The organism is Oleiphilus sp. HI0066 (assembly GCF_001635725.1).
The window spans coordinates 1-24,872 of sequence record NZ_LWFH01001333.1 but is presented as its reverse complement, the minus strand read 5'-3'; the positions used below and the strand labels follow the sequence as shown (position 1 = coordinate 24,872).

The window sequence follows — 24,872 nt, the reverse complement described above, 5'->3', positions numbered from 1 at the left end:
AAGTAATGCGCGTTCTAGTAATCGAAGACGATAAAGACGTTGCCTCCTATTTGGTCAATGGCCTTAAAGAAAGTGACAATGTAGTCGACCACTGCGCCGACGGAAAAGAGGGCTTGCTATTAGCAGCAAGCGAAAGCTACGACGTAATGATTATCGATCGAATGCTTCCGGGCATGGATGGTTTATCAATCATCAAAACGATCCGTGCAACAGGTAACAAAACCCCTGTTCTGATTTTGAGCGCGCTAGGCGATGTTGATGATCGCGTTGAAGGACTTCGTGGCGGCGGTGATGACTACCTAACAAAACCATTCTCCTTCACTGAATTACTAGCACGACTTGAAGCACTTGAGCGTCGTGGTGCTAGCTCAGGTTCTGAACAAGTCACCCATCTACAAGTGGCTGATCTAGAAATGGATCTACTCGCACGTACTGTTAAACGTGCTGGCCAGAAAATAGATCTCCAACCACGTGAATTCCGTTTACTTGAATACTTAATGAAGCATGCTGGGCAAGTCGTAACGCGCACAATGCTTCTTGAGCAAGTGTGGGATTACCACTTCGATCCACAAACAAACGTCATCGATGTTCATATCAGCCGCTTACGCTCAAAAATCGACAAAGATTTTCCTAAGCAGCTACTTCAAACCGTTCGTGGTGCGGGATACATTTTGAGTGAAGATTCTTAGTCTACTAAGAACCCCTACATTTCAGCTGGCGATTATGTACATGGTACTTTTCGCCACGTCTGTTTTTATTCTAATGGGCTTTATTTACTGGGCAACCGCTGGGTATATGTCGAGCCAAACAGACGAAACCATCGAAGCTGAAATAGTCGGTCTGGCAGAACAATATCAACGCCAAGGTTTGAATGGCTTAATCAGTGTCATTCGAGAGCGTGTAGCACGTGATCCTAACGGCAAAGCGATCTATTTATTTACTGCGCGTGATTTCATCAAACTCGCAGGCAATATAGATAAGTGGCCAGAAGAAGGCGAAGTTCAAGAGGGCTGGCTCAACTTTACACTTAATGAAGAGTTAGGCTGGCACAATGAGCTTGATCGGCCAGCTCGAGCACGTGTGTTCATTGTGCCTGGAGGCTTGCGCTTACTAGTAGGCCGTGATGTCAACGAGTTCATGGCTGTTAAAGAGCTTGTTGAACGCGCGATAAACTTGGGCATGGCGATCACCTTTATGCTGGCAATGATCGGCGGCGTTATGATGAGCCGAAGTACGGCTCGTCGCGTTGAAATTATCAACCAAACCAGCCAGAAAATTATGAAGGGCAACTTATCATTGCGCATACCCGATCGCGGAACCAATGATGATTTTGACCAACTCGCGCGTAACCTGAACGAAATGCTGGATCGCATTTTTCAATTGATGGAAGGTATTAAGCACGTCTCAGATAATATTGCGCACGACCTTCGAACACCTCTTACCCGACTTAGAAATAAGTTAGAAAACACTCTATTAAAAGTAGAAAACGAAGTTCAAAGAGAGCTCGTCGCGAGTGCTGTTGCCGAAGCAGACCAGTTACTTGCCACCTTCAATGCACTGCTGCGCATTGCACGCCTAGAAATGGGTGGTCGTACTGATAACTTTAAACGCTTTAATCTATCCAACCTACTGTTAGATTCGGCAGAGCTTTATGAATTGGTTGCTGAAGATAAACAACAAACGCTTCGCATAAGGGTTCAAAAAGATATCGAAATCCACGGTGACAAAGACCTAATCTTTCAAACTGTCAGCAACTTGATCGATAACGCAATCAAATACACGCCCAATGATGGAGATATATCCATTGAGCTCGATCTCCACGATAAGCTAGTAAGGTTGTCTATTGCAGATTCTGGTATTGGTATTCCTGAAGAAGAACGATCCAAAGTCTTTGATCGCTTTTATCGTGTTGCTAAAAGCCGCTCTCAACCGGGGAATGGCTTAGGCTTGAGTCTTGTACAAGCGGTTGTCGAACTGCATCAAGGAGAAATTAAACTTAGCGATAATGAACCAGGTTTGATTGTGACCCTTGAGTTGCCTGAAATTGATATCGTAGAAGGGAATGAGATTAAAAATGAACAAGCAGGAATAGAAGTTTCTACACCTGCTTAAACATTTGAAAAATGCTAATTATGCCGCGCGTTTTACTCGCTTAAACGCGTAAGTCGCGGGAAAGGTAACTAATTCGAAGCCACTTTTTGCTAGCTTTTCAGCAACAGAAAATGTCTCTTCAACGTTTGCTTTCGTGCTTTCCGCGCGTGCTTTTAAGCTATCTACTTCGCCTTCAACACGTTTTTGTCCTGCAAAAATCGCAGCAATCAGTGTATGTCGATTGATCTGATTTTCAACTCCCATGCTATCAAGCTGAAAGCCTAAGTTATCTACTTGTTTAAATACTAACTCGCCTATTTGTTGTAGCTTTCTGTTCATGATGTTTTCTCGTGTAAAGTCGTCTGAACTGTGCAAATCACATACGTTTAACAAATAAAGGTATGTTTGCACTGATGGCCGGAACGATACGAGTTTTCCCTAGGCGCTTCAACCTAATTTGCCTCACTCAAAAATATCACGCATAACTACTGCCCGTGATTATTCTTCAAGCTATACTGCTTACTACAAACCTCAAAGCCAATGTTTGATGAAATGGAAGCCATACCTATGCGTACTTATATCTTTATTATCTCTTTACTGTTCTCAATGACGGGCGCAGCGTCAAACATTAATTTTCTATCCAGCACTGAGATTGGCTCTCTCAATGACGAAGAGCAAGACTCTTTGAAAGCATTCGTTGTGAACGGCCTTAACAACTACAAACAATTAGAAAAAGCAGAATGGAAAAGCAAAAAAGGTTCTAGAGCTCTATTCAAGATTATTGCGGACTACAAACAAGGTGACACATCCTGTCGTCGCGTCAAATTTGCCGTAAAATCTGCAAAACATAGTCGCTTCCAAACAATGCTTTGGACCTTATGTCAGAATGGAAATCGCTGGCAACTTTCTAAAGCTCCATTAGCTGAGCTATCAACATCACAACGCAGTGCGATTGCTAACGACATATTCGATACGCTAGATAACAAAGCAGACGGGGAGCCAGCGAACTTTCATTATTCTGACGCATCGCTTGATCTTGTCGCAGTTCCTTTCGACTCACCCTCTGATCAAAATACAAGGTGTCGCGTATTATCACTTTCTATCTTGGATGATAAAAGCGCAATGCTGAGCGGAAAATATCGGTTTTGCAATGAAGGTGACGCAACATGGAAATATGTAGGCGATTAAAACGCCCTTAAATCTGATCGAGATTTAAATACGCCATGCAATAGTGAAGGTTCCGAATCTCGTTAGATTCTCAAGAGCCTCATTATCTCTACTATTGGCAATTATATTTGAATCGGAAAACGCCATCGTAAATGCCCAATTCTGATACTCCAAAGTAAGCCCAGCCGACGCACCCAAGTATTCTTTGTCATATGGGATAGAACGACTGTTTCGAAAGGTATTGCCGTCGGTAAAAATTCGATTAAACAAATATCCCGTATTCAATGCGAGATAAAAAACCAACCTTGATTGGCTGCGACTGGATTAGAGAGTCTTGAACTCGATAACAATGTTGTCGGAAAAGATCTCTCTAACTCTTGCCCGAATCGCAGTGCAATCATGCCCTCGACAGAGCTACTTATAGTCCCAGCTTATATCGAAGCAGCCGTAATAATATCGGTACGGCCATCATTGAAGTGCAACTGCCTCCATGCTCTGGAGCGATGAAACTGAAATACCAATTCATTTTATAACTGAGTATCCCAACCCTGAGGTTCATCTGCTCCAATAGCTTTATGCACAGTTTTTTGTGTTTCTTCACCTAAAGCCCAAGGACCAATAATGCCTATGGTTGTCGAAATACGATCAGCAGTATTCACATTTGCAGTTAAATACGTATTGAAAAATGTTAAAAGCTCTGCATAGGGCAATTCATTTTCTGCAGAAACTTCGATCATAATATCACTCGGAGATAACAAAGTTTGGCCAATAGAATAAACATTTACAGCCCCTTCAACCTCTGAGTCATCTAGAGTCCATAACAGCGGCCACACCCAAAAATCGTTCGTGGGCATATATTCTTTGTTATCAGATAAATCTAGTGCTGTGACATAAAAACCATTTGTATACCCATTGTCATTGCTGACAAAAAGATCATTATCTAGCGTCACAGCAATCCAATCGAAATCATCATCCTGCTCAGCTACGGCAACGCAAGACAGTTGCATCATCAATACAAACAAAAATGGGAAAGAAACCTTGCCTAGACCACGCCTCATGGAGATCATCTCTATTTAGTTATCAATAAGAACTGACGTCTCAGACCTAAATTCGATATAGGCCAACGGCAATAAGAATAGTCAGGAAGAATAAGAGGTCAACGCTTAACTAGGATAAGAAATGGATACAACATACCAAGTATTGGTGCCAGTAGGAGTGCGTACGTCAACCTCATCATCAACTTGTTTTGAAAGCAGTGCGCGAGCCATTGGAGAATCAATCGAGATATAGTCATGTCGATCATAAATTTCATCGACACCAACGATGCGAAACTTTTTTTCTTCCCCGTCATCATTATCTACAACAACCCATGCGCCAAAAAAAACCTTACCTTCTTGTTCTGGAGCGTATTCGACAACTCGAAGCGCCTCGATGCGCTTTCGCAAAAATCGAACGCGACGATCAATCTCACGCAAACGTTTTTTATTATATTGATAGTCTGCATTCTCCGATCGATCGCCCAGAGAAGCCGCCCAATTAACTTTTTTGGTGACTTCAGGTCTTTCTTCTCGCCATAAATAATCTAGCTCTTCTTTTAAAGCCAAATACCCTTCTTTTGTTATTAAATTAGTCGCCAAACAGAACTCTCTCTTGTTTAAATATTGCAAAAACTAACTTGGCATTAGCTTTGCTTTTTCACTAACTCGTTATTTTATAAAAACCGACTTGATCATACAGGCACTTCATTATGCCCTTATATGCCTATATTGCAGCAATCTTCACTTTGCTTCTCAGTGCATGCGCGAATACATCGCAAAACAGTCTATTTACAAGCGATTTAGAGCAAACGCAGCGCTCTTTGCATCATCACGTCGAACAATTAACTCGCCAATTATTGCTAACATCATCAGACGAATTAACACTTGGTCAAAGTGTAGCTGTCGGCACTATCTTGCCCATCACTGAATTAAGTGGCAAAAACCGCCCACCAGCCAGTGTCTTAGGGCAACAACTTCAAGAAAGCTTAGTTACTCTTGCCGCGCAGTCTGGTTTAGATGTTATTGAATTTAAGACATCCAAAACGATTCATATGACAGATGATCAAGATGTCATGTTAACCAGAACGCTTAAAGATTTAGATCTCACCTTGGATGCTAACTACTTTCTGACAGGAACGTACTATAGCCAAGGCCAATCGGTCGTTGTAAATATTCGTCTTATTGATGTCTCAAGTCGAAAAGTTGTAGCCGCTGCCACAGATACCATTCCTATCGGAATGATGTGGGCAGGCTCAACACCAAGCACCTCTAATCAAGCTGGCAGTCTTTACCAAGGTATTTACTAAGGGATAACAGATATGCGACTCATTCTTCCACGCTTTCTTTCAAAGCACTTATGTGTTGGTTTACTCACTCTCAGCCAATCTGTAGCCATTGCAAATACTGATGAAGTAGAAACAAAAGATGAAGAGACCTCAACATTATCGCCATCAACACAAGCCAGCGTTTCATTTAGTGAAGAGCAACAAGAACATTTAGGGCAGCGAACCAAAGCTACAGAAGGCACACCTCATCCAATCAAGCTTTTACATAAAGACGTAAACTATTTTGTTCGCGGCTTAATGCAAGATTTGATGGCTAATCTAAGTTTCGTCAATGACAAAACCCCCATCGCAGTTAGTTCCTTTGTATTGCTCGACAGCAACTATCAAGAAACAAATTTACTTGGCTTACAAATATCAGAATCACTCATACATGAAGTGAACAAATTTGGTATTCCTGTCATTGATTTCAAATCTACCAGTGATATTCAGGTAACCAACTCAGGTGATTTTTTCTTCAGTAAAGATCCGAACAAACTTGCTGAAAATCTTCCAATTCAGTTTGTTATCGCAGGCACCTTAGCCCAACAACAAGGCGGATATATAGTAAATGCACGCATTATCGGCGTTAGTTCAAAAGCCGTTGTTTCTTCAGCTCAAGCATTTATTTCTAGAGAAGCAAGTCAAGCCATATTGGATAATGCCCGAGGGCATCAAGCTCCAACGATTCATGTTACAGGCGGTTAAGTTTTGCGCTCACCGAAAATTCTTCGACAAGTATTAATGATCTTATAGATTCGCTACAACAATATTTGGCAAAAACTTTGATGTCGATGCAACGACCTTATTCGTCTTGTGATGCGTAATACGTGCATTCACCACAACGCCTCGCTCACTTTGCACGAGTGTGCCGGTAAGAACATATTCAATCACTAAGTTTGGATTCAACTCATCTAAATCACGCGACAATGCGAAATCTCCAAGCTCATTCACTTGAATCGTTGCTCTCAGTTTATGATCACTAACAGGAAGCCCAAGTGCCTGAAGATCATTAATAAAATATTCCGCAAGCTGATTTCCTAGATAACTCGTCTTTTGCAAAGTCGTATCAAAGTATACAAATGACGCAACCAAAATAAGGCCGTTTAATTTAGCTCCCTCTAAATCATCGTACAAATTACCAGCCATTTGCTCAGTATACTCATGTAACAACCTGAAATTAGCACCACCAGTGTCATAGCTAAAATCGCCATCACTCGCGCCCGTTTGAGGAATCTCTAAATCATCACATGGATAGGAGTCGCCGGTACTACTTTCGCATAAGCCTTCATTGTTTTGTGCACTATTATTAGTTGAACTACACGCCGTTAATACGGTCACAAGCAAAACGGGTAATAAGTAAGACGGTTTCATAATTTCTATGCCATGTAATTTTTGAACGGAAAAATACTTCCGCGATAATATATCGTCTTCACAAAAAGCAAGTAATACGCCATATCACTACCCAATAACATGAGAGTACCTCAACATCTCGTGACAACAATTGTTATGATTGAAATTTTCTAGCTACAGATAGAATTGAACATAATGACTCGTTTATTCTGCTTTTTGATCATCCTTAGCATACAAAATGTTGCCTTGTCAGAGGATAGTGAGTTCGGCAGTTTTGACGACTTCAACGAAAGCTTCGATGAAGAGTTCGATTTTGACTTCACCTTCACACCCAAATCAACAATCGATACCGTGTCGCTTGAGTCTATCGACAATCCAGAACTCTCCGATGCAGCCATCGCTGGTGCGCTCAAAACGAGTGTCGAGTTTTCCGGTGAGGGGACTGATAAACCTGCATATGAACGCGTAGCAGAACGCGAGGAATCACAAAAGAAAATCGAACGAGAAGAAACAGAAACCCGAAAAGGGCAAGACGCAGAACAGAATGCATTCCCCGAAACACCGAGCCCTTTTATAGAAGAGCAATTTGTATATGACACGGGCCGGACTCTTGAGATTAAAACCACGACCGTAGAGCGACCTTAATGCCAAAACCTTTTTCCCAGTCTTGCGAAAACAACAAAGCCGTCATTAGCGACACACTATCAGCCTATGTTGATCAAGGCGGCCATCTACTCGAAATTGGCTCTGGCACTGGGCAACACGGCGCTTATATGTCAGGCAAGTTTTCGTCACTAATTTGGCAAACAAGTGACCGCGTTGAGTACCACGATGGTATTGAAGAGTGGGTCAGTGAGTCCAAACACGAAAACTTCCTTCCGCCATTCGAGCTAGACGTTAATTCATTTAACCCAAAACTATTGGTCGACCGCTACGATTATGTATTTACTGCAAATACACTGCATATAATGAGCGGGAGTGAAGTTGAAGCATTTTTCAGCTTGTTGCCATCACTTCTTAATGACAAAGGAATGGTATTTGTTTACGGCCCTTTTAATTACAACGGCAGTTACACCAGTGATAGCAATGCTCAATTTGATGTGTGGTTGAAAGAGCAGGGTGAACATATGGGAATTCGAGATTTTGAAACGATCAACCAACTTGCTGAAGACCATGATTTAAGTCTCTTAGCAGATTATGCCATGCCAGCCAACAACCGTTTATTAGTTTGGAAAGCTCGAGATTAACTGCATTATTATTCGGCTCAGTAGAACAATAGATTAGTAATTATCGACTACGCTAGTAGGACTTCATCCTCAGAAAAACTGTTATATGTTTTTGAAACGCATCAAGCATTTACTCATTCTTAGTACCGTCGCGGTTACTTGCCTGCTTGTTGCAGCTCATCACGTTTTAGGCACGAACTTGTTATACGTGGCTATCGCTAGCGTGGTCATTTGCCATCTCATTTTATTCTTTCTTGTCAAGCGTTCCTTTACGAAGGGCTCTCTTACAAAATCAACTGAGCAAGGCGCAGAACTCACTAAGTATAAACGTGAACAACAAGCGATCTTACAAACGATCGTAGACGCATTGATCATCATTGATGAACGAGGAAAAATTACGCAAATAAACCCAAGCTGCTCTCGATTATTGGGGTATAGCGAAGAAGAACTTTTAGATAAGAATGTCAGCATGCTCATGGCTGACAACTTAGCTAAACATCATGATCAATATATTCAAAATTACCTTGATACAGGGGATACTAAAATCATTGGTATCGGCCGGGAAGTCAAAGCGCGACATTAGCAAAGAAGTTTCGCTGTGCGAAAAGCTGGTCAAGGAAGCGACGCATGATCAGTTAACGGGCTTATCTACAAGACGCAAACTCGAAGAATTCGTGAACATGCTCATCAGTAGTTCACATAGATCAAACCGTTTGTTCGCAATCTTGTTTATTGACCTGAACAACTTCAAACCAATTAATGATCTACACGGGCATGAGGCAGGGGAAGCAGTACTCAAGAGCATCGCAAAACGAATCAGTGCTTTAACTCGTCAAGAAGACTTATGTGCTCGAATCGGTGGTGATGAGTTCGTGGTTGTCATATCTGAGTTGAAAAACAACTCAAAACTAAAATTCATTACCGCAAGGTATGCGAGTGAGCTAAGTAAAAATATTGCTTATGAAGATTACTCTATTTCGATCAGTGCAACAACATTTCCTGCTGACGGGAAAGACTACACGTCTCTAATACAGCATGCAGACCGTGCGATGTATAGAGAAAAGTTACGTGATGCTAACGGTCGATCTGATATATCTCACACACTCGAACCCAATGAAGCGGACAAAACCTGTAAACAACTATATTCACTGACGTATATCAGTGAATCATTAGTGTCTAAAGAAGGCATATTGGATGTCCTTAATCAGATTAAAGAAAAATCTGAAATCAATAATTCAAAGCAACACATTACAGGTAAATTGCTGCTAAAAGGAGAACACTTTCTTCAGCGTCTAGAAGGGGAAAAAGTGCATTTAGAGAAATGCTTCGAGCGAGTCAAAAAAGACAACAGGCATCAAAATATACAGTTACTGTATCTTGATAAGATCACGGATCGGTATTTTAAAGACTGGTCACAGATGCCAATCGTCACACTTAATGGCACATCCGATGCCTTTGATAAGCTAGTATCGGATGTTCAAACGCAAGACATTCATATGATCGATGAGCAATCAATTATTCATGTTTTTGATGCGGTAACTAATCTAAGTGAGGACAAATCAGCCCACCTAACATAACTATTCTACCGTTACAGACTTCGCCAAATTTCTCGGCTGATCTACATCCGTACCTTTAATCACTGCGACATAATAACTTAGTAGTTGCAAAGGCACACTGTAGAGAATCGGAGCGATTGTGTCGTCACAATGCGGTACATCTAATACTTTCATTGTTGCATCACTTTCAAACTTAGATGCCTTATCTGCGAAGACATACATCAAGCCACCGCGAGCACGTACCTCTTCCACGTTTGAATGAAGCTTTTCCATAAGATCGTTATCAGGTGACACCACAATCACCGGCATATCGGCATCAATAAGTGCTAATGGACCGTGTTTTAACTCTCCTGCAGCGTAGGCCTCTGCATGGATATACGAGATCTCTTTAAGCTTTAACGCACCTTCCATTGCAATCGGATATTGATCTCCACGACCCAAGAACAGACTATGATGTTTATCTGCGAAATCTTCAGCGAGCAGTTTAATCTGCGCATCCATCTCTAAAGCTTGGTCAATTTTACTCGGTAACGATTGTAGTGCCGATACGATCTCTTTTTCTTGGTCTGGGTTAAGCGCTTTATGTTTTCCAATCGCTGCGACTAACAGAAGTAAACCAGCTAATTGAACTGTAAATGCTTTTGTAGAAGCGACACCGATTTCAACACCGGCCTCCATCATGTAAGCAAGATCTGATTCACGTACTAGAGATGAACCAGGAACATTACAGATAGTGAGACTCGATTTATAACCGAGTTCTTTCGCTAAACGCAGGGCCGCTAGCGTATCTGCTGTTTCTCCAGACTGAGAGATAGTTACGATTAAAGCATTGTTATAAACAAACGATTTGCGGTAACGGAACTCAGAAGCGATTTCGACATTACAAGACACGCCAGCGTATTGCTCAAACCAATATCGTGCGACCATACCACTATGGTAGCTCGTGCCACATGCAATGATCTGAACGTGATCAATATCCTTTAAAATTTCTTTAGCATTGTTACCGAAAGCACTCGCTAACACTGCACCGTTTTCAACGCGTCCATTTAAAGTATTCTTCAAAGCGACAGGCTGCTCATAAATTTCCTTCAGCATGTAGTGTTTGAATTTACCCTTATCTCCAGCGTCATGCGTTATATCTGATTCGCTTACTTCCCGCTCAACTTGTTCATCGTTGAGATCAAAAATTGTTACGCTGTGGCGAGTTAGCTCAGCAATGTCTCCTTCTTCAAGAAAGGCAAATCTATTCGTAACGGGAAGTAATGCTAGCTGATCGGACGCTAAGAAATTTTCTCCAATGCCATAACCAATGACGAGTGGGCTACCAGAACGCGCTGCGACCAATCTATCTGGATCTGCTGTTTCCATTGCCACGGTTCCATATGCACCGACTAGCTGACGAATGGCTTGACGGAATGCTTCTAGAAGAGTGGAACTAGTTTTGCGTTCATGATGAATAAGATGGGCAATTACTTCGGTATCGGTATCGGACGTAAAAATATACCCTAATCCAATGAGCGTTTTTTTTAGGTCCAAATAGTTTTCGATAATCCCGTTATGTACGACGGTAATTTCGTTACTTGATGTGTGTGGATGGGCGTTTTGTTCATTAGGCTCACCGTGTGTTGCCCAACGGGTATGTGCGATGCCAGTACCACCTAAGCAAGGAGTTTCTGTTAGCGCGTCGGCTAATGCTTTCACTTTACCGACACGACGTACACGTTGAAATTCTCCGTCTTGAGATAACACAGATACACCTGCAGAGTCATAACCTCGATACTCTAAGCGGCGTAAACCCTCGACTAAGATATTAGCCACGTCACGCTGAGCAATCGCTCCTACAATGCCACACATACTTGAAACCCTTATTTATACTCGTTCCTTGAGAAAACCTAGTCTTTCGTTGGTTTTTTCCAATTGGAAATATTTACTTGCTTACCTCGCGCTACAGCGAGTTGATGCTCATCGACATTTTTTGTCACGACAGAACCTGCACCTACCGTTGCACCCTTCTCAATTTTTACTGGGGCGACGAGAGACGAGTTCGAACCAATAAACACATCATCGCCAAGTTCTGTTTGGTATTTGTTTACACCGTCATAGTTACAGGTGATCGTGCCTGCACCGATATTTACACCCGCGCCAATCTCTGCGTCTCCGATATAGCTCAAGTGATTCACTTTCGAACCTTCGCCAATATTTGTTTTCTTCGTTTCGACAAAATTACCGATTTTAGCGTTGTCAGAAAGCTTAGTTCCGGGGCGGAGTCGAGCATAGGGGCCAATATCGCAATCCGATCCAACAATAGAGTCCTCGATGACTGAATTCGCTTTGATAACCGTACCTGAGGCAATAGTAGTGTTTTTAATCAAGCAATTAGGACCTATTGAAACGTTGGCTTCTATTGAAACATTGCCTTCAAAGATACAATTTAAATCGATTGTTACGTCTTGACCACAGGCCAAAGTACCACGGATATCAATACGGTTTGGATCAAATAGGCTCACGCCGTTTCTTAACAAGGCTTCACCAAGTTGGGATTGATACCAACATTCAAGTTCACACAGTTGTAAGCGATCATTTACGCCTTGAACTTCTTCTGGAGAATTCGGAAAACACGCTTCAACTTCTTTTCCTTGATTAACCGCTAAAGCAACAAAGTCAGTCAGGTAGTATTCTGCTTGTGCATTATCAGCCCTAAGTTGTGGAAGCCATACATTCATATTATTCGAACTGAATGCCATGAATCCTGTATTTACTTCTTGGATCGCTAGCTGTTCGTCAGTTGCATCTTTTTGCTCGACAATCGCAGTTACTTCTTGCGCGATATTACGAACGATTCGACCATAACCTGTTGGATCGGCTAGCTCGATAGTAAGTAGCGCAAGCGTTTCTTCATCAGCCATCTCTACTAGCTCAGTAAGCGAATCTACACCAATTAGTGGCACATCGCCGTACAATACGAGTACTTTGGAATCGGAAGTTATGTTAACAGCAGCCTGAGCCACGGCGTGACCTGTCCCAAGTTGCTCGGTTTGCTGAACCCAATTGATTGGAAATGGAGAATTAGAAAATGCTTTCTGTACTTGATCAGCCCCATGTCCGATTACTACATGAAGACTTGTTGGATTTAACCGTTGTGCCGTATCTAAAACGTGTTCAAGCATCGGCTTTCCGGCCAATTCGTGCAAAACTTTTGGTTTTGCAGACTTCATTCTAGAGCCCTTTCCCGCGGCCAATACTACAACATGTAAATCCATAACCACTTCCATGATTTTCTAGTTAATAAAATTAAGTGTAGCGTGAACTTTAAACTTTGATCCGCTCACAATTATTTTTTCTTAAATAAAAAAGGCAGCCTTATAGCTGCCTTTTTAGCACTCGCTGAAAATTACTTTCTACGAATGTATTGTACCGCTCTCAAACGAGCTGTCGCTTCTGCTAGCTGCAAAGCAACACGGTTATAGTCCATGTCGCCTTTTAAGTTAGCAAATTCACGTTCCGCTTCAGCTTTCGCTTCAAGGGCGGCCGCTTCATCGATGTGATCAGCACGTTGAGCAGTATCTGAAAGAACAGTTACTACGTTTGGTTGTACCTCAAGGTAACCACCAGTGACATAGAAAACCTCTTCTTCACCGCCTTCTTTAACGACGCGTACTGGACCAGGTTTAAGACTAGTCATCAACGCTGCGTGGCCTGGAGCGATACCTAAATCACCAGACTCACCTGACGCAATCACTAGCTCAACAGAGCCAGAAAAAAGCTGTTCTTCGCAGCTTACGATGTCGCATTGTACAGTTGTACCCATAGGTCTTCTCCGGTAGAAATCAGTGTCGTAATAATTATCACGACACTAATAACTCAGATTACATGTCCTTCGCTTTCTCGATCGCTTCATCGATAGAACCAACCATGTAGAACGCCTGTTCTGGAAGGTCATCGAACTCACCGTTAAGAATGCCTTGGAAACCACGGATAGTATCTGCAAGAGACACATACTTACCAGGAGAACCAGTAAATACTTCAGCAACGTGGAAAGGCTGCGACAAGAAACGCTCAATCTTACGAGCACGTGCAACAGTTTGCTTATCTTCTTCAGAAAGCTCGTCCATACCAAGAATCGCGATGATGTCTTTCAATTCTGCATAACGCTGAAGAACTGTTTGAACACCACGAGCAACTTCATAGTGCTCGTTACCGATTACTAATGGATCCAACTGACGTGAAGTTGAGTCAAGTGGGTCAATCGCTGGGTAGATACCCTTAGAAGCGATGTCACGGCTCAATACAACCGTTGCGTCCAAGTGAGAGAACGTTGTTGCTGGTGATGGGTCAGTCAAGTCATCCGCCGGTACGTATACCGCTTGGATAGAAGTGATCGAACCAGTCTTAGTAGAAGTGATACGTTCCTGAAGAACCCCCATCTCTTCTGCTAGTGTTGGCTGGTAACCTACCGCTGAAGGCATACGACCTAGAAGTGCTGATACTTCAGTACCTGCAAGTGTGTAACGGTAAATGTTGTCTACGAATAGTAGAACGTCTTTGCCTTCGTCACGGAACTTCTCAGCCATCGTCAAACCAGTTAGCGCTACACGCAGACGGTTTCCTGGTGGCTCATTCATCTGGCCGTAAACCATTGCTACTTTAGAGTCTGTAGGAGTCTCTAAGTTAACAACGCCCGCTTCCTGCATCTCGTGGTAGAAGTCGTTACCCTCACGAGTACGCTCACCAACACCTGCGAATACTGAAAGACCAGAGTGCTTAAGTGCGATGTTGTTGATAAGTTCCATCATGTTAACGGTCTTACCAACACCGGCACCACCAAACAGACCAACTTTACCACCCTTAGCGAATGGACAAACTAAGTCGATTACTTTGATACCTGTTTCTAGAAGCTCTGCACTTGCCGCTTGCTCAGCGTAAGTAGGAGCTTTACGGTGAATAGGCATACGCTCTTGTTCACCGATTTCACCGCGCTCATCGATTGGTCGACCAAGTACGTCCATGATACGACCCAGTGTTTCAGTACCTACTGGTACAGAAATTGGAGCGCCAGTGTTTGCTACATTAAGGCCACGCTTAAGACCTTCTGTGCTACCCATTGCGATGGTACGAACGACACCATCACCTAGTTGCTGTTGAACTTCGAGAGTGGTTTCGCCACCGTCAACAGTCAACGCATCATATACATTAGGTACTGAATCGCGCGCGAATTCGACGTCGATTACCGCCCCAATGATTTGTACGATACTTCCGCTACTCATGTTCGGTTCCTCGTTAAAAATATATTCTTTATCAATCTCTTAATCGCTGTGCGCTAAACTGCAGCTGCACCGCTAACAATCTCAGAAATTTCTTGAGTGATTGCTGCCTGACGTGCTTTGTTGTAAACCAGTTGCAACTCGTTGATCATTTCGCCCGCGTTATCCGTAGCGGCCTTCATTGCAATCATACGTGCTGCTTGTTCACATGCTGCGTTTTCCACAACGCCCTGATACACCTGAGATTCGATAAAACGAGTCAATAATCCGTCGAGCAAAGCTTTTGCGTCGGGCTCGTAAATGTAGTCCCAATGATGTTGAAGCTCTTCTTCTCCAGAAGCCTTCAAAGGTAGCAACTGATGTAACTCAGCTTGCTGCGTCATGGTGGTCACAAATTCGTTGTATACAACATAAAGACGGTCGATCTTGCCTTCGTCATAAGCGTCAAGCATCACTTTAATTGATCCAATCAACTCATGCGCAGAAGGTTCTTCACCTAAACCGCTAACTGCCGCTACTACGTTTCCGCCGTAACTTTTGAAGAATGAGATTGCCTTTTGGCCGACGGCACAAATGTCCACTTCGACTTCTTGATCAGCCCATGTCTTCATATCGGCTAGTGTTTTCTTGAACAAATTAACGTTCAAGCCGCCACATAAACCGCGGTCAGTAGATACAACGATATAACCTACACGTTTAACATCACGATCTTTCAGATATAAGTGATGATATTCTGGGGTTGCATTTGCCAGGTGGCTAACAACCGCACGAATTTTCTCAGCGTACGGTTTGCCCTGGCTCATACGCTCTTGCGCTTTACGCATTTTACTAGCTGCAACCATTTGCATTGCACTAGTAATCTTTTGCGTACTTTTAACGCTAGAGATTTGATTTCGTATTTCTTTACCAACGGCCATTGTTAGTTGCCTATAAAGTCTGATTAAAAAACTCGATTAAACGGGCAAGCCCATCTAATTACCAAGTTTGGGTAGACTTAAATGTCTCCAAAGAACTCTTGATACCGTCTGCGATATCATTGTTGTAGTCGCCTTTCTCATTGATCTTATTCATAAGATCAGCTTGTTCAGCGTTCATGTAAGAAAGCAATGCTTCTTCAAATGCTACAACTTTGTTCACTGGTACATCATCAAGGAAACCTTCATTGGCTGCGTAAAGTACAACACCCATTTCAGCAACGCTCTGCGGGCTATACTGCTTCTGCTTCATGAGCTCTGTTACACGTTGACCGTGCTCCAATTGCTTACGAGTTGCTTCGTCAAGGTCAGAAGCAAACTGAGCAAACGCTGCAAGCTCACGATATTGAGCAAGTGCTAGACGGACGTTACCGCCAAGTTTCTTAATAATTTTGGTCTGAGCTGCACCACCTACACGAGATACCGAAATACCTGCGTTCATCGCTGGACGAATACCAGCGTTAAATAGGTTAGTTTCTAGGAAGATCTGACCATCAGTGATCGAAATTACGTTAGTGGGTACGAATGCAGATACGTCACCACCTTGTGTTTCGATAACTGGTAGCGCTGTCAAAGAACCTGTTTGGCCTTTAACTTCACCATTAGTGAACTGCTCTACGTACTCTTCACTAACTCGCGATGCACGCTCTAGAAGACGTGAGTGCAAGTAGAATACGTCACCAGGATATGCTTCACGACCTGGTGGACGACGAAGAAGCAATGAAATTTGACGGTATGCCCAAGCTTGCTTAGTCAAATCATCAAATACGATCAATGCATCCTGACCACGGTCACGGAAGTATTCACCCATTGTAGTACCAGCGTATGGCGCTAAGAAAAGCATTGCTGCTGGATCTGCTGCACCCGCCGCAACGATGATGGTGTGATCCATTGCACCGTGCTCTTCAAGCTTACGTACTACTGCTGCGATAGAAGACTGCTTCTGACCAACCGCTACGTAGATGCACTTAACGCCTGTACCTTTTTGGTTGATGATTGCATCAATTGCAATCGCAGTTTTACCTGTTTGACGGTCACCGATAATCAACTCACGCTGACCACGACCGATTGGCACCATTGAGTCAATTGACTTAAGACCGATTTGAACTGGCTCGTCAACAGACTTACGCGCGATTACGCCTGGTGCAACGACTTCGATAGGAGCCGTCATGTTTGTTTCGATAGGACCTTTGCCATCGATTGGGTTACCAAGTGCGTCAACAACACGGCCGAGAAGCGCTTCACCGATTGGCACTTCCAAAATACGACCAGTACAACGTACTTTCTGACCTTCTGCTAGGCCATTGTAGTCACCTAATACAACGACACCTACAGAATCACGCTCAAGGTTAAGCGCCATACCGTAAACACCGTTTTCAAATTCAACCATCTCACCGTACATTACTTCGGCAAGACCATGAACTAGAACGATACCGTCAGATACGCTGACGATCGTGCCCTCGTTTTGGGCTTCAGAAGAAACATCGAGCTGCTCGATGCGCTTCTTAATGATTTCGCTGATTTCAGCTGGGTTTAGCTGTTGCATGCTTTTAAATCCTCAAATCTGAATCCGCTACCTAAGCACTTACTGCTTCTGCAAGTTTGGCTAATTTGCCTTTCACAGATGCATCAATAACTAGGTCGTTCGCGCGAATAATTGCGCCACCTAACAATGACTCATTGGTCGTTGTTGATAGGTTTACTTTACGATCTAGTTTCTTGCTCAATGCTTGTGCCAGCTTCTCTTGTTGTTCACTACCCAAGTCGTATGCACTTTCTACTTCTACGTCTACTGACTGCTCAAGTTGCGCTTTAAAAGCTTCGAATAACTCTGAAATCTCAGGCAACAATGCAATGCGATTGTTTTCTGATAATACGTGAATCAGGTTACGCGCTTCTTGATTCAAAGCATCGCCGCATACATCACAAAATGTATCGGCTTTCGCTTTGCTAGTTAGTGCAGGGTGATCGAGAACAACAACCATATTCTCTTCCTTCGCTACCGCAGAAGCTGCAGCTAGCATACTTGACCAAACGTCAAGGCTATCAGTTGCTTTTGCTGCTTCAAATGAAGCTTTAGCGTAAGGTCGGGCAATCGTGATTGACTCTGCCATCATCCACTCTCAATAGTTAAATTTCAGAGGCAAGCTGGTCTAGTAACGCGCTGTGCTTGCTTGCATCGATTTCTGCGCCAAGAATCTTCTCTGCACCTGCTAATGCAACTGCTGATACTTCTGCACGTAGTTCTTCACGTACACGATTCTTTTCTTGCTCAATTTCTGCTTGCGCTGCATTCAGAAGACGATCGCCTTCAGTTTTTGCAGTTTCTTTAGCCTCGTCAACGATTTGGCTAGCACGCTTGTTCGCTTGCTCAATAAGCTCAGCTGCTTTAGTTTTTGCTTCTTTCAATTCTTCATCTGCTTTTTGTTGAGCAAGTTCCAAATCTTTTGAAGCACGGTCAGCTGCAGCTAAACCATCGGAAATCTTCTTTTCACGCTCTTGCATGGCAGCCATGATTGGCGGCCATACATATTTCATGCAGAACAACACGAAAACAGCGAAGAAGATTATTTGTCCTATAAGTGTGTAATTAAGATTCACACCAATAACCTCGCTTTGTTGCCGGTTTACTTAGTCAGAAATACTTAAACCTTAATGGATTAAGCACCAACACCTGGAGCAACTACGAAGATCAAGTACATAGCAATACCAACACCGATGATTGGAATAGCATCGATCAAACCAGCAAGTAAGAACATCTTACCTTGTAGCATTGGGCCAAGCTCTGGCTGACGCGCTGTGCCTTCAAGCAAACGGCCGCCTAGAAGACCCATACCTACTGCTGCACCAAGTGCACCCAAACCAAGCATAATTGCAGCTGCAATGATTACTAGTTCCATTTTTTTCTCCTATCTTTTAGATTTCAATTTAAAAATGAAGTGAGTAAAACTCGTTTAGTGGTCTTCGTGAGCCATGCTCAAGTAAACCACGGTTAAAACCATAAATATGAACGCCTGAAGAGTGATAACTAGAATATGGAAAATCGCCCAACCTAGTTGTAAGAAGCCACCAAACAGACCAAAGAATAGTCCCGCGCTGTACATAACGGCGATCAAAATAAAGATCATTTCGCCTGCATACATGTTACCGAATAGTCGCAAACCTAAAGAGAAAGGTTTTGCCAACAAACCAACCAGTTCCATGAACAAGTTTACTGGGATAAATAACCAGTGATTGAATGGATGCATTGTCAATTCTTTAACAAATCCACCCAGACCTTTGATCTTGATTGAGTAGTACAGCATCAAGATAAAGACAGCGACCGCCATGCCTAACGTGATGTTAGGGTCCGTAGACGGAACAATTTTGTGGTACTCAACACCTAAGGCCATCATCAACGAAGGAACAACGTCCACTGGAACAAGGTCCATCAAGTTCATGAGGAATACCCAAACGAAAATCGTTAGAGCAAGCGGAGCAACCAAAGGATTACAACCATGGAACATGTCTTTAACATTGTTGTCGATAAATTCAACGATAATCTCAACAAAGTTTTGAAGACGTCCTGGAACACCAGAAGTTACAGATTTTGCTACGAGAGCGAACAACGCGCAGAAAATGACACCTAGTCCAAAAGACCATGCCAAACTGTCCACGTGAAACGCATTAAAGCCCATAGCAGAAGCTTCTGCTGAGCCGTGCGCCATTGTCCAAGTATCTGCTTCTAAAACAGTACCATCGTAACGTTCATAACCAGCGGGCAACTTACCATACGTGAGATTGGTTAAGTGGTGCTGGATATACTCGGTAGTTGTTGGGTTTTCACCTGCCATAGTTAAGGGCCTACACTTACTTTTAAGAAACTTGTTTAAGGTCTATTTGGCTGTTAACAGCGGATAGATCCCATTAGTTAAGACGAGCACAATAAAAGTCGTCATTAACGCAAATACATCTACTTCTTTATAAAAACTAAATGCCAGAGCAAATCCCATTGCGATTAATAGCAATTTGGAACTTTCCGCACTGTAAAAGCTCTGAACTGTTTTGGCCGCTGCTCTTGCCCCCATATATCTGAAGGACTTAAATGCAAAATATTGCTGAGGAATAATAAAAACCACACTTCCTATAAAGGCTGACAAGGCACTATTCTCACCAGAAATCAGGTAAAAACTGATGACTGAAACGGCCATGACCAAGCACTGAATTCCAAAATATTGGATCAATGGTGGCTTTTTAATTTTCAACTCCAAATATTTATTGGGCGAACAGCGAATACGATGCCCTAAAACGGTTCTTTTCCGCACTATAAAAAAGCGCGGCAATTGTATGGTAAATACCCCTACCATTCAACACTTGGCAGTGCGAATTAAAGTTAGATTGATAATTTTCGTTATAAAGTTTTTTCGTTGCCCATTAACGGTTTAGCCGATGTTCTTATTATTTTATGTGGGAAAGGATGCCGTCTAACTCATTGAGAGAGTTGTACGAAATCACTAACTTACCTTTTCCACCTTTACCATGAGCAATATCAATGCTTGCGCCAAGCTTCTCAGAGAGATCTGTTTCAAGGCGCAAGATATTGGGGTCTTTCTCTGCTTTTGTTGCTTTTTTCGTCGCTGGCGCTTCTAACATTTTTCGCACGAGCGCTTCGGTTTGTCTAACTGACATCGATCGACTATTTACTTGATTCGCGGCAGATAACTGATCTTCTTCGGCTAACGCTAACAATGCCCGACCGTGGCCCATTTCTAAGTCGCCATGCTCTAGCATTAATTTCACATCATCGTTCAAATTCATCAGTCGCAATAAATTTGTAACCGTTGAACGAGATTTGCCAATAGCCTCAGCGACTTCTTGTTGCGTAAGATCGAATTCATCTTGCAAACGTTGCAATGCAATTGCCTCTTCCATCGCATTTAAGTTTTCACGTTGAATGTTTTCGATCAATGCCATAGCTACAGCAGCTTCGTCTGGCACATCTCGAACAATTGTAGGAACGCGATCTAAACCTGCAATTTGTGAGGCTCTCCAGCGGCGCTCGCCTGCGATAATCTCAAACTTACTCTCTGAGATAGGACGAACAACAATCGGCTGCATAATACCTTGCTGTCGAATCGATTCCGCTAGCTCTTCAAGCGCTTGTTGGTCCATGTCGCGGCGTGGCTGATACTTACCTCGCTGGATCAACTCGACAGGGATCTCTCGAAGATGCTTTTCGTCATGAGTCGATTTTTTTAAGGCTTCTACATTTGAGCCTTTCAAAAGAGCTCCAAGCCCTTTTTCACCGATTACCCGCTTCTTAGCCAATTTACTTCCTCTTATACAGCCATCAAATTAGGCTGTGTTTTTTTCTTAGAACGTCGAACGATTTCGCCAGCTAAAGCTAAATAAGCTAGAGCACCTCTGGACGATTTATCATAATACAGTGCTGGCATACCATGGCTAGGAGCTTCTGCTAGTCTCACATTTCGAGGAATCGCTACCTTGTAGACTTGGTCACCAAAGTACTCTTCTAACTCCTCTGATACATCTTTAGTTAGACTATTACGAGGGTCGTACATGGTGCGTAGAATCCCTGAAATTTTTAAATCAGGGTTTATCGTTTCACGAATCTGCTCAATTGTAGTCATAAGGGCTGCCAAACCTTCTAATGCGTAATATTCGCATTGCATCGGTATGATCACGCCATCACTTGCGGATAAGGCATTCACCGTCAACATATTTAATGATGGAGGGCAGTCTATAACAATAAAGTCGTAGTTAGTACGTACTTCGTTTAAACCCAAGCGGAGACGGTGCTCTCGACCAATTTCATTTAGTAACTCAACCTCTGCAGCCACTAAGTCGCCATTTGCTGGTAAAACATCAAATTGCCCATGTGTCGTTTCTACAACAACCTCTTCAAATTTGGCTTTTTTCGTTAGTAAATCATAGACAGTGCGATCTAATTCATTCTTCATAATGCCGCACCCCATCGTCGCATTGCCTTGGGGATCAAGATCAATCAAAAGGATCTTTCGCTTTGTCGCTGCCAAAGACGCGGCTAAATTAACGCTGGTAGTCGTTTTTCCTACACCGCCTTTTTGATTAGTTACTGCAAAGATTTGAGCCACAGGCTTACCTATTTCTTACTTAGTTTGATGTTTTTGCTTTTTCTATAATAAGTAAATGACGCTGTGCATCACAACCAGGGACAGTTAGCTTTATCACATCTTGATAAACATACTCTGACGATAGTGCACTTGCTTCATTTTCCACTTCGCTTCCTTTCATAGCAAGAAGCTTTCCATTTTCTGATAAACAAGGGCCACATAAACTGGCAAAATTTTCTGCAGCAGTAAATGCTCTGGAAATTATGGCGGGGAAAAAACGCTTACCAACAAGTTTTTCTATTCGCGTATGCAGCACCTCGACATTTTTTAACCCCAGAGTAATCGCTGCTTGCGTCAAGAATCGCGTTTTTTTGATATTGCTATCGACCAAGGTAAATTGGCTATTGGGAAACAGTAGCGCAAGAGGAATACCAGGTAAACCAGGTCCAGTACCCACATCCATGATTTCTGACTCAGTGATAAACGGAACAACGCTTAACGAGTCAATAATATGGCGCTCCAACATTTCTTTCGGATCGCGAATCGCTGTTAAGTTGTAGGTGGAGTTCCATCGATACAGTAGTGAAACATACTCAACTAACTTATCTGCGTTCTGAACACTTAGCTCTATGCCGATTTCACCTGCAGCGTTTAACAGACATTCAGAAAACCCTTCGGTATTAATCTGGCCCACAACTAATTCGTCTCTTTCACGGATATTGCGCGCTTCATACTCGCTTTTTTCATGAACACCAGAACAAGTGAGATAGCAGCAGGTGTTACGCCAGGAATGCGCGAAGCTTGAGCAATCGTTGTAGGCTTCTGAGTCATCAACTTTTGCTTCACTTCATTCGACAAGCCCGATACTTGTTCATAATCAAAATCATCTGGAATCACAGTATTTTCATTCTTACGCAGCTTATCTATCTCATCTTGTTGACGTGAGATATATCCTGCGTACTTTGTCTGAACTTCTATCTGCTCAGCGACATCTTCTCGAGTAACGTGCTCAGGATCTAATTCAGAAATGTTTTTATATCCAATTTCGGGTCTGCGTAATAATTCTTCCAAGCTGTATTCGCGCGAAATCGGGTTTGGTAATAAATCGTTCAACTTATTTGCTTGCTCTGAGTTTGCCTGAACCCAAGTACTCTTAATTCGGGCTTGCTCTTTCGCAATTGCTTCTGTTTTTTCTTGGAAAAAAGACCAACGCTCATCGCCAACAACACCAAGATTGCGACCAATCTCAGTCAATCGGAGATCTGCATTATCTTCTCTAAGCAGCAATCGATATTCGGCACGACTGGTAAACATACGATATGGCTCAGAAGTACCTGAGGTAATTAAGTCGTCAACCAAAACACCGATGTATGCTTCGTCTCGACGCGGATACCATTGCTCTTTGCCATTAGCTCGCAACGCAGCATTTAATCCAGCAAGCAAACCTTGTGCGCCAGCTTCTTCATATCCTGTGGTGCCATTGATTTGTCCGGCAAAATACAAACCGTCGATAAAGCGCGTCTCAAGGGTATGTTTAAGATCTTGGGGATTAAAATAATCATACTCGATTGCATATCCTGGACGCGTGATATGCGCATTTTCGAATCCGGCAATAGAACGCACGGCAGCGAGCTGTATATCGAAAGGCAAGCTGGTCGAAATGCCATTTGGATATAATTCATGCGTTGTTAAACCTTCAGGTTCAACAAAAATCTGATGTGTGTCTTTGTCTGCAAAACGATTAATCTTATCTTCAATCGATGGGCAGTAACGAGGCCCCGTCCCTTCAATCACACCTGTGAACATAGGCGAACGATCAAAGCCTGAACGAATGATGTCATGGGTACGCTCATTGGTATGTGTAATAAAACACTCAATTTGACGCGGATGTTGCGCTACATTCCCCATGTAGGACATGACGGGAGTAGGTGAGTCGCCTGGCTGGCGTTGCATTACGCTGAAATCTACACTTCGTGCATCAATACGAGGAGGCGTTCCCGTTTTTAATCTACCGACACGGAAAGGCAGCTCTCTCAAACGATTGGCTAGCGCAATAGAAGGAGGGTCTCCGGCACGTCCGCCACTATGATTTTCTAGGCCAACGTGAATGACACCACCTAAAAAGGTTCCCGTAGTCAGTACGACCGATTCCGCTCTAAACGTTAAGCCCATATTGGTGATCACACCTTTTACGGAATCACCTTCAACAACGAGATCATCAGCAGCTTGCTGGAATATATCTAAGTTTGGCTGATTCTCTAGGATATCCCTGATCGCAGCTTTATATAAAATTCTATCTGCTTGAGCGCGCGTCGCTCTAACTGCAGGTCCCTTTCGACTATTCAATACGCGAAATTGTATTCCCGCCAAATCAGTCGCTTTCGCCATAGCGCCATCAAGAGCATCAATTTCTTTTACTAGATGACTCTTACCAATGCCGCCTATAGCCGGGTTACAAGACATTTGTCCAAGCGTCTCGATATTGTGCGTCAACAATAATGTTTGCGCGCCTGTCCGTGCTGAAGCGAGAGCTGCTTCAGTACCAGCATGACCACCACCTATAACAATGACATCGTAAAGCTTTGGATATTCCACAAATAACCTCTAAAAACGGAATAAAAAAGGGCGCGCAATTATAATGAGTCACGCTTCGCTTTAACAGAATGAAATGTATATTTTTTGATCAAATTTAACTAAAGCTATGAACTTAAATGATTTTTTGCAAATATTCGCTTTTTATCCAAAGAGTTATCCACAGAATTTTAGAGATAAGACTTAAAATAAACATCATAA

General features: G+C 42.9%; 28 protein-coding genes and 1 pseudogene. 9 read left to right on the top strand and 20 right to left on the bottom strand.

Annotation, left to right across the window (positions count from 1 at the left end; all coding sequences use genetic code 11):
* The first annotated feature begins 5 nt into the window (after positions 1-5).
* The gene (locus A3738_RS19805; protein ID WP_068501313.1) at positions 6-689 is read left to right on the top strand and encodes a response regulator transcription factor; all 684 of its coding nucleotides are present in this window, start codon (positions 6-8) and stop codon (positions 687-689) included.
* Positions 690-729: 40 nt separating this feature from the next.
* Positions 730-2,112 (top strand): HAMP domain-containing sensor histidine kinase, encoded by a 1,383-nt coding sequence (locus tag A3738_RS19800; protein ID WP_068501310.1) that lies wholly within the window; start codon positions 730-732, stop codon positions 2,110-2,112.
* An 18-nt stretch (positions 2,113-2,130) separates the two neighbouring features.
* On the opposite strand, the gene A3738_RS19795 is transcribed toward A3738_RS19800, so the two are convergent.
* The gene (locus A3738_RS19795; RefSeq protein WP_156502539.1) at positions 2,131-2,430 is read right to left on the bottom strand and encodes a hypothetical protein; all 300 of its coding nucleotides are present in this window, start codon (positions 2,428-2,430) and stop codon (positions 2,131-2,133) included.
* Between the two features lie 228 nt (positions 2,431-2,658).
* Between A3738_RS19795 and A3738_RS19790 the strand changes: the two genes are divergently transcribed.
* Positions 2,659-3,279 (top strand): hypothetical protein, encoded by a 621-nt coding sequence (locus A3738_RS19790; protein ID WP_156493610.1) that lies wholly within the window; start codon positions 2,659-2,661, stop codon positions 3,277-3,279.
* 24 nt (positions 3,280-3,303) lie between these two features.
* Here the strand turns inward: A3738_RS19790 and A3738_RS32685 are convergent.
* From A3738_RS32685 to greB, 3 genes and pseudogenes are all read right to left on the bottom strand, one after another.
* A pseudogene (locus A3738_RS32685) lies at positions 3,304-3,564 on the bottom strand (lipid A-modifier LpxR family protein); the annotation flags it as partial.
* A 221-nt stretch (positions 3,565-3,785) separates the two neighbouring features.
* Positions 3,786-4,316: a lipid A-modifier LpxR family protein gene (locus A3738_RS29490; RefSeq protein ID WP_197472272.1), complete on the bottom strand. Its 531-nt coding sequence runs from the start codon at positions 4,314-4,316 to the stop codon at positions 3,786-3,788.
* Positions 4,317-4,421: 105 nt separating this feature from the next.
* Positions 4,422-4,895: a transcription elongation factor GreB gene (gene greB, locus A3738_RS19780; RefSeq protein ID WP_068482957.1), complete on the bottom strand. Its 474-nt coding sequence runs from the start codon at positions 4,893-4,895 to the stop codon at positions 4,422-4,424.
* Between the two features lie 110 nt (positions 4,896-5,005).
* Here greB and A3738_RS19775 point away from each other — a divergent pair, with 110 nt between their 5' ends.
* Positions 5,006-5,602 carry a FlgO family outer membrane protein gene (locus A3738_RS19775; RefSeq protein ID WP_082878364.1) on the top strand — a complete coding sequence of 199 codons (597 nt, stop codon included), beginning with the start codon at positions 5,006-5,008 and terminating at the stop codon, positions 5,600-5,602.
* Between the two features lie 12 nt (positions 5,603-5,614).
* Positions 5,615-6,325: a FlgO family outer membrane protein gene (locus A3738_RS19770; RefSeq protein WP_068482960.1), complete on the top strand. Its 711-nt coding sequence runs from the start codon at positions 5,615-5,617 to the stop codon at positions 6,323-6,325.
* A 42-nt stretch (positions 6,326-6,367) separates the two neighbouring features.
* Here the strand turns inward: A3738_RS19770 and A3738_RS19765 are convergent, their stop codons facing one another.
* Complete coding sequence (locus A3738_RS19765) at positions 6,368-6,991, bottom strand: FlgO family outer membrane protein (RefSeq protein WP_082878363.1); 624 nt, start codon at positions 6,989-6,991, stop codon at positions 6,368-6,370.
* A gap of 174 nt (positions 6,992-7,165) precedes the next feature.
* Here A3738_RS19765 and A3738_RS19760 point away from each other — a divergent pair, with 174 nt between their 5' ends.
* From A3738_RS19760 to A3738_RS19745, 4 genes are all read left to right on the top strand, one after another.
* Positions 7,166-7,615 (top strand): hypothetical protein, encoded by a 450-nt coding sequence (locus A3738_RS19760; protein WP_068482965.1) that lies wholly within the window; start codon positions 7,166-7,168, stop codon positions 7,613-7,615.
* Positions 7,615-8,217 carry a DUF938 domain-containing protein gene (locus A3738_RS19755; RefSeq protein WP_068482967.1) on the top strand — a complete coding sequence of 201 codons (603 nt, stop codon included), beginning with the start codon at positions 7,615-7,617 and terminating at the stop codon, positions 8,215-8,217. The genes A3738_RS19760 and A3738_RS19755 overlap by 1 nt, the downstream gene beginning before the upstream one ends.
* A gap of 85 nt (positions 8,218-8,302) precedes the next feature.
* Positions 8,303-8,779 carry a PAS domain S-box protein gene (locus tag A3738_RS19750; protein WP_068474684.1) on the top strand — a complete coding sequence of 159 codons (477 nt, stop codon included), beginning with the start codon at positions 8,303-8,305 and terminating at the stop codon, positions 8,777-8,779.
* Positions 8,697-9,773, top strand: coding sequence for a diguanylate cyclase (locus A3738_RS19745; RefSeq protein ID WP_082878362.1), 1,077 nt, complete (start codon positions 8,697-8,699; stop codon positions 9,771-9,773). The genes A3738_RS19750 and A3738_RS19745 overlap by 83 nt, the downstream gene beginning before the upstream one ends.
* On the opposite strand, the gene glmS is transcribed toward A3738_RS19745, so the two are convergent.
* From glmS to mnmG, 15 genes are all read right to left on the bottom strand, one after another.
* Positions 9,774-11,606 carry a glutamine--fructose-6-phosphate transaminase (isomerizing) gene (gene glmS / locus A3738_RS19740; RefSeq protein WP_068482970.1) on the bottom strand — a complete coding sequence of 611 codons (1,833 nt, stop codon included), beginning with the start codon at positions 11,604-11,606 and terminating at the stop codon, positions 9,774-9,776.
* 38 nt (positions 11,607-11,644) lie between these two features.
* Complete coding sequence (gene glmU / locus A3738_RS19735) at positions 11,645-13,012, bottom strand: bifunctional UDP-N-acetylglucosamine diphosphorylase/glucosamine-1-phosphate N-acetyltransferase GlmU (protein WP_068483020.1); 1,368 nt, start codon at positions 13,010-13,012, stop codon at positions 11,645-11,647.
* A 131-nt stretch (positions 13,013-13,143) separates the two neighbouring features.
* Positions 13,144-13,560, bottom strand: coding sequence for a F0F1 ATP synthase subunit epsilon (locus tag A3738_RS19730; protein ID WP_068475520.1), 417 nt, complete (start codon positions 13,558-13,560; stop codon positions 13,144-13,146).
* Positions 13,561-13,618: 58 nt separating this feature from the next.
* A complete protein-coding gene (gene atpD, locus A3738_RS19725; protein ID WP_068482973.1) occupies positions 13,619-15,016 on the bottom strand; it encodes a F0F1 ATP synthase subunit beta in 1,398 nt (465 codons plus the stop codon).
* Between the two features lie 53 nt (positions 15,017-15,069).
* Positions 15,070-15,930 (bottom strand): F0F1 ATP synthase subunit gamma, encoded by an 861-nt coding sequence (gene atpG / locus A3738_RS19720; RefSeq protein ID WP_068482977.1) that lies wholly within the window; start codon positions 15,928-15,930, stop codon positions 15,070-15,072.
* 58 nt (positions 15,931-15,988) lie between these two features.
* Positions 15,989-17,533: a F0F1 ATP synthase subunit alpha gene (gene atpA, locus A3738_RS19715; protein ID WP_068482980.1), complete on the bottom strand. Its 1,545-nt coding sequence runs from the start codon at positions 17,531-17,533 to the stop codon at positions 15,989-15,991.
* A 31-nt stretch (positions 17,534-17,564) separates the two neighbouring features.
* Positions 17,565-18,101: a F0F1 ATP synthase subunit delta gene (locus A3738_RS19710; protein ID WP_068481440.1), complete on the bottom strand. Its 537-nt coding sequence runs from the start codon at positions 18,099-18,101 to the stop codon at positions 17,565-17,567.
* 16 nt (positions 18,102-18,117) lie between these two features.
* Positions 18,118-18,588: a F0F1 ATP synthase subunit B gene (locus A3738_RS19705; protein WP_068482983.1), complete on the bottom strand. Its 471-nt coding sequence runs from the start codon at positions 18,586-18,588 to the stop codon at positions 18,118-18,120.
* Positions 18,589-18,647: 59 nt separating this feature from the next.
* Positions 18,648-18,887, bottom strand: a complete 240-nt coding sequence (gene atpE, locus A3738_RS19700; RefSeq protein ID WP_068453646.1) for a F0F1 ATP synthase subunit C — start codon at positions 18,885-18,887, stop codon at positions 18,648-18,650.
* A gap of 54 nt (positions 18,888-18,941) precedes the next feature.
* Positions 18,942-19,820, bottom strand: coding sequence for a F0F1 ATP synthase subunit A (gene atpB, locus A3738_RS19695; RefSeq protein ID WP_068482987.1), 879 nt, complete (start codon positions 19,818-19,820; stop codon positions 18,942-18,944).
* Between the two features lie 42 nt (positions 19,821-19,862).
* A complete protein-coding gene (locus A3738_RS19690; RefSeq protein WP_082878361.1) occupies positions 19,863-20,333 on the bottom strand; it encodes an ATP synthase subunit I in 471 nt (156 codons plus the stop codon).
* A 91-nt stretch (positions 20,334-20,424) separates the two neighbouring features.
* Positions 20,425-21,294, bottom strand: a complete 870-nt coding sequence (locus A3738_RS19685; protein WP_068482990.1) for a ParB/RepB/Spo0J family partition protein — start codon at positions 21,292-21,294, stop codon at positions 20,425-20,427.
* Positions 21,295-21,305: 11 nt separating this feature from the next.
* On the bottom strand, positions 21,306-22,100 hold the full coding sequence (locus tag A3738_RS19680) for a ParA family protein (protein WP_068482994.1): 795 nt from the start codon (positions 22,098-22,100) through the stop codon (positions 21,306-21,308).
* Positions 22,101-22,119: 19 nt separating this feature from the next.
* Positions 22,120-22,773 (bottom strand): 16S rRNA (guanine(527)-N(7))-methyltransferase RsmG, encoded by a 654-nt coding sequence (rsmG, locus tag A3738_RS19675; protein ID WP_197472271.1) that lies wholly within the window; start codon positions 22,771-22,773, stop codon positions 22,120-22,122.
* A gap of 2 nt (positions 22,774-22,775) precedes the next feature.
* Entirely contained in the window at positions 22,776-24,674 is a 1,899-nt protein-coding gene (gene mnmG, locus A3738_RS19670; RefSeq protein WP_068482998.1) for a tRNA uridine-5-carboxymethylaminomethyl(34) synthesis enzyme MnmG, read from the bottom strand.
* Positions 24,675-24,872: the final 198 nt, after the last annotated feature.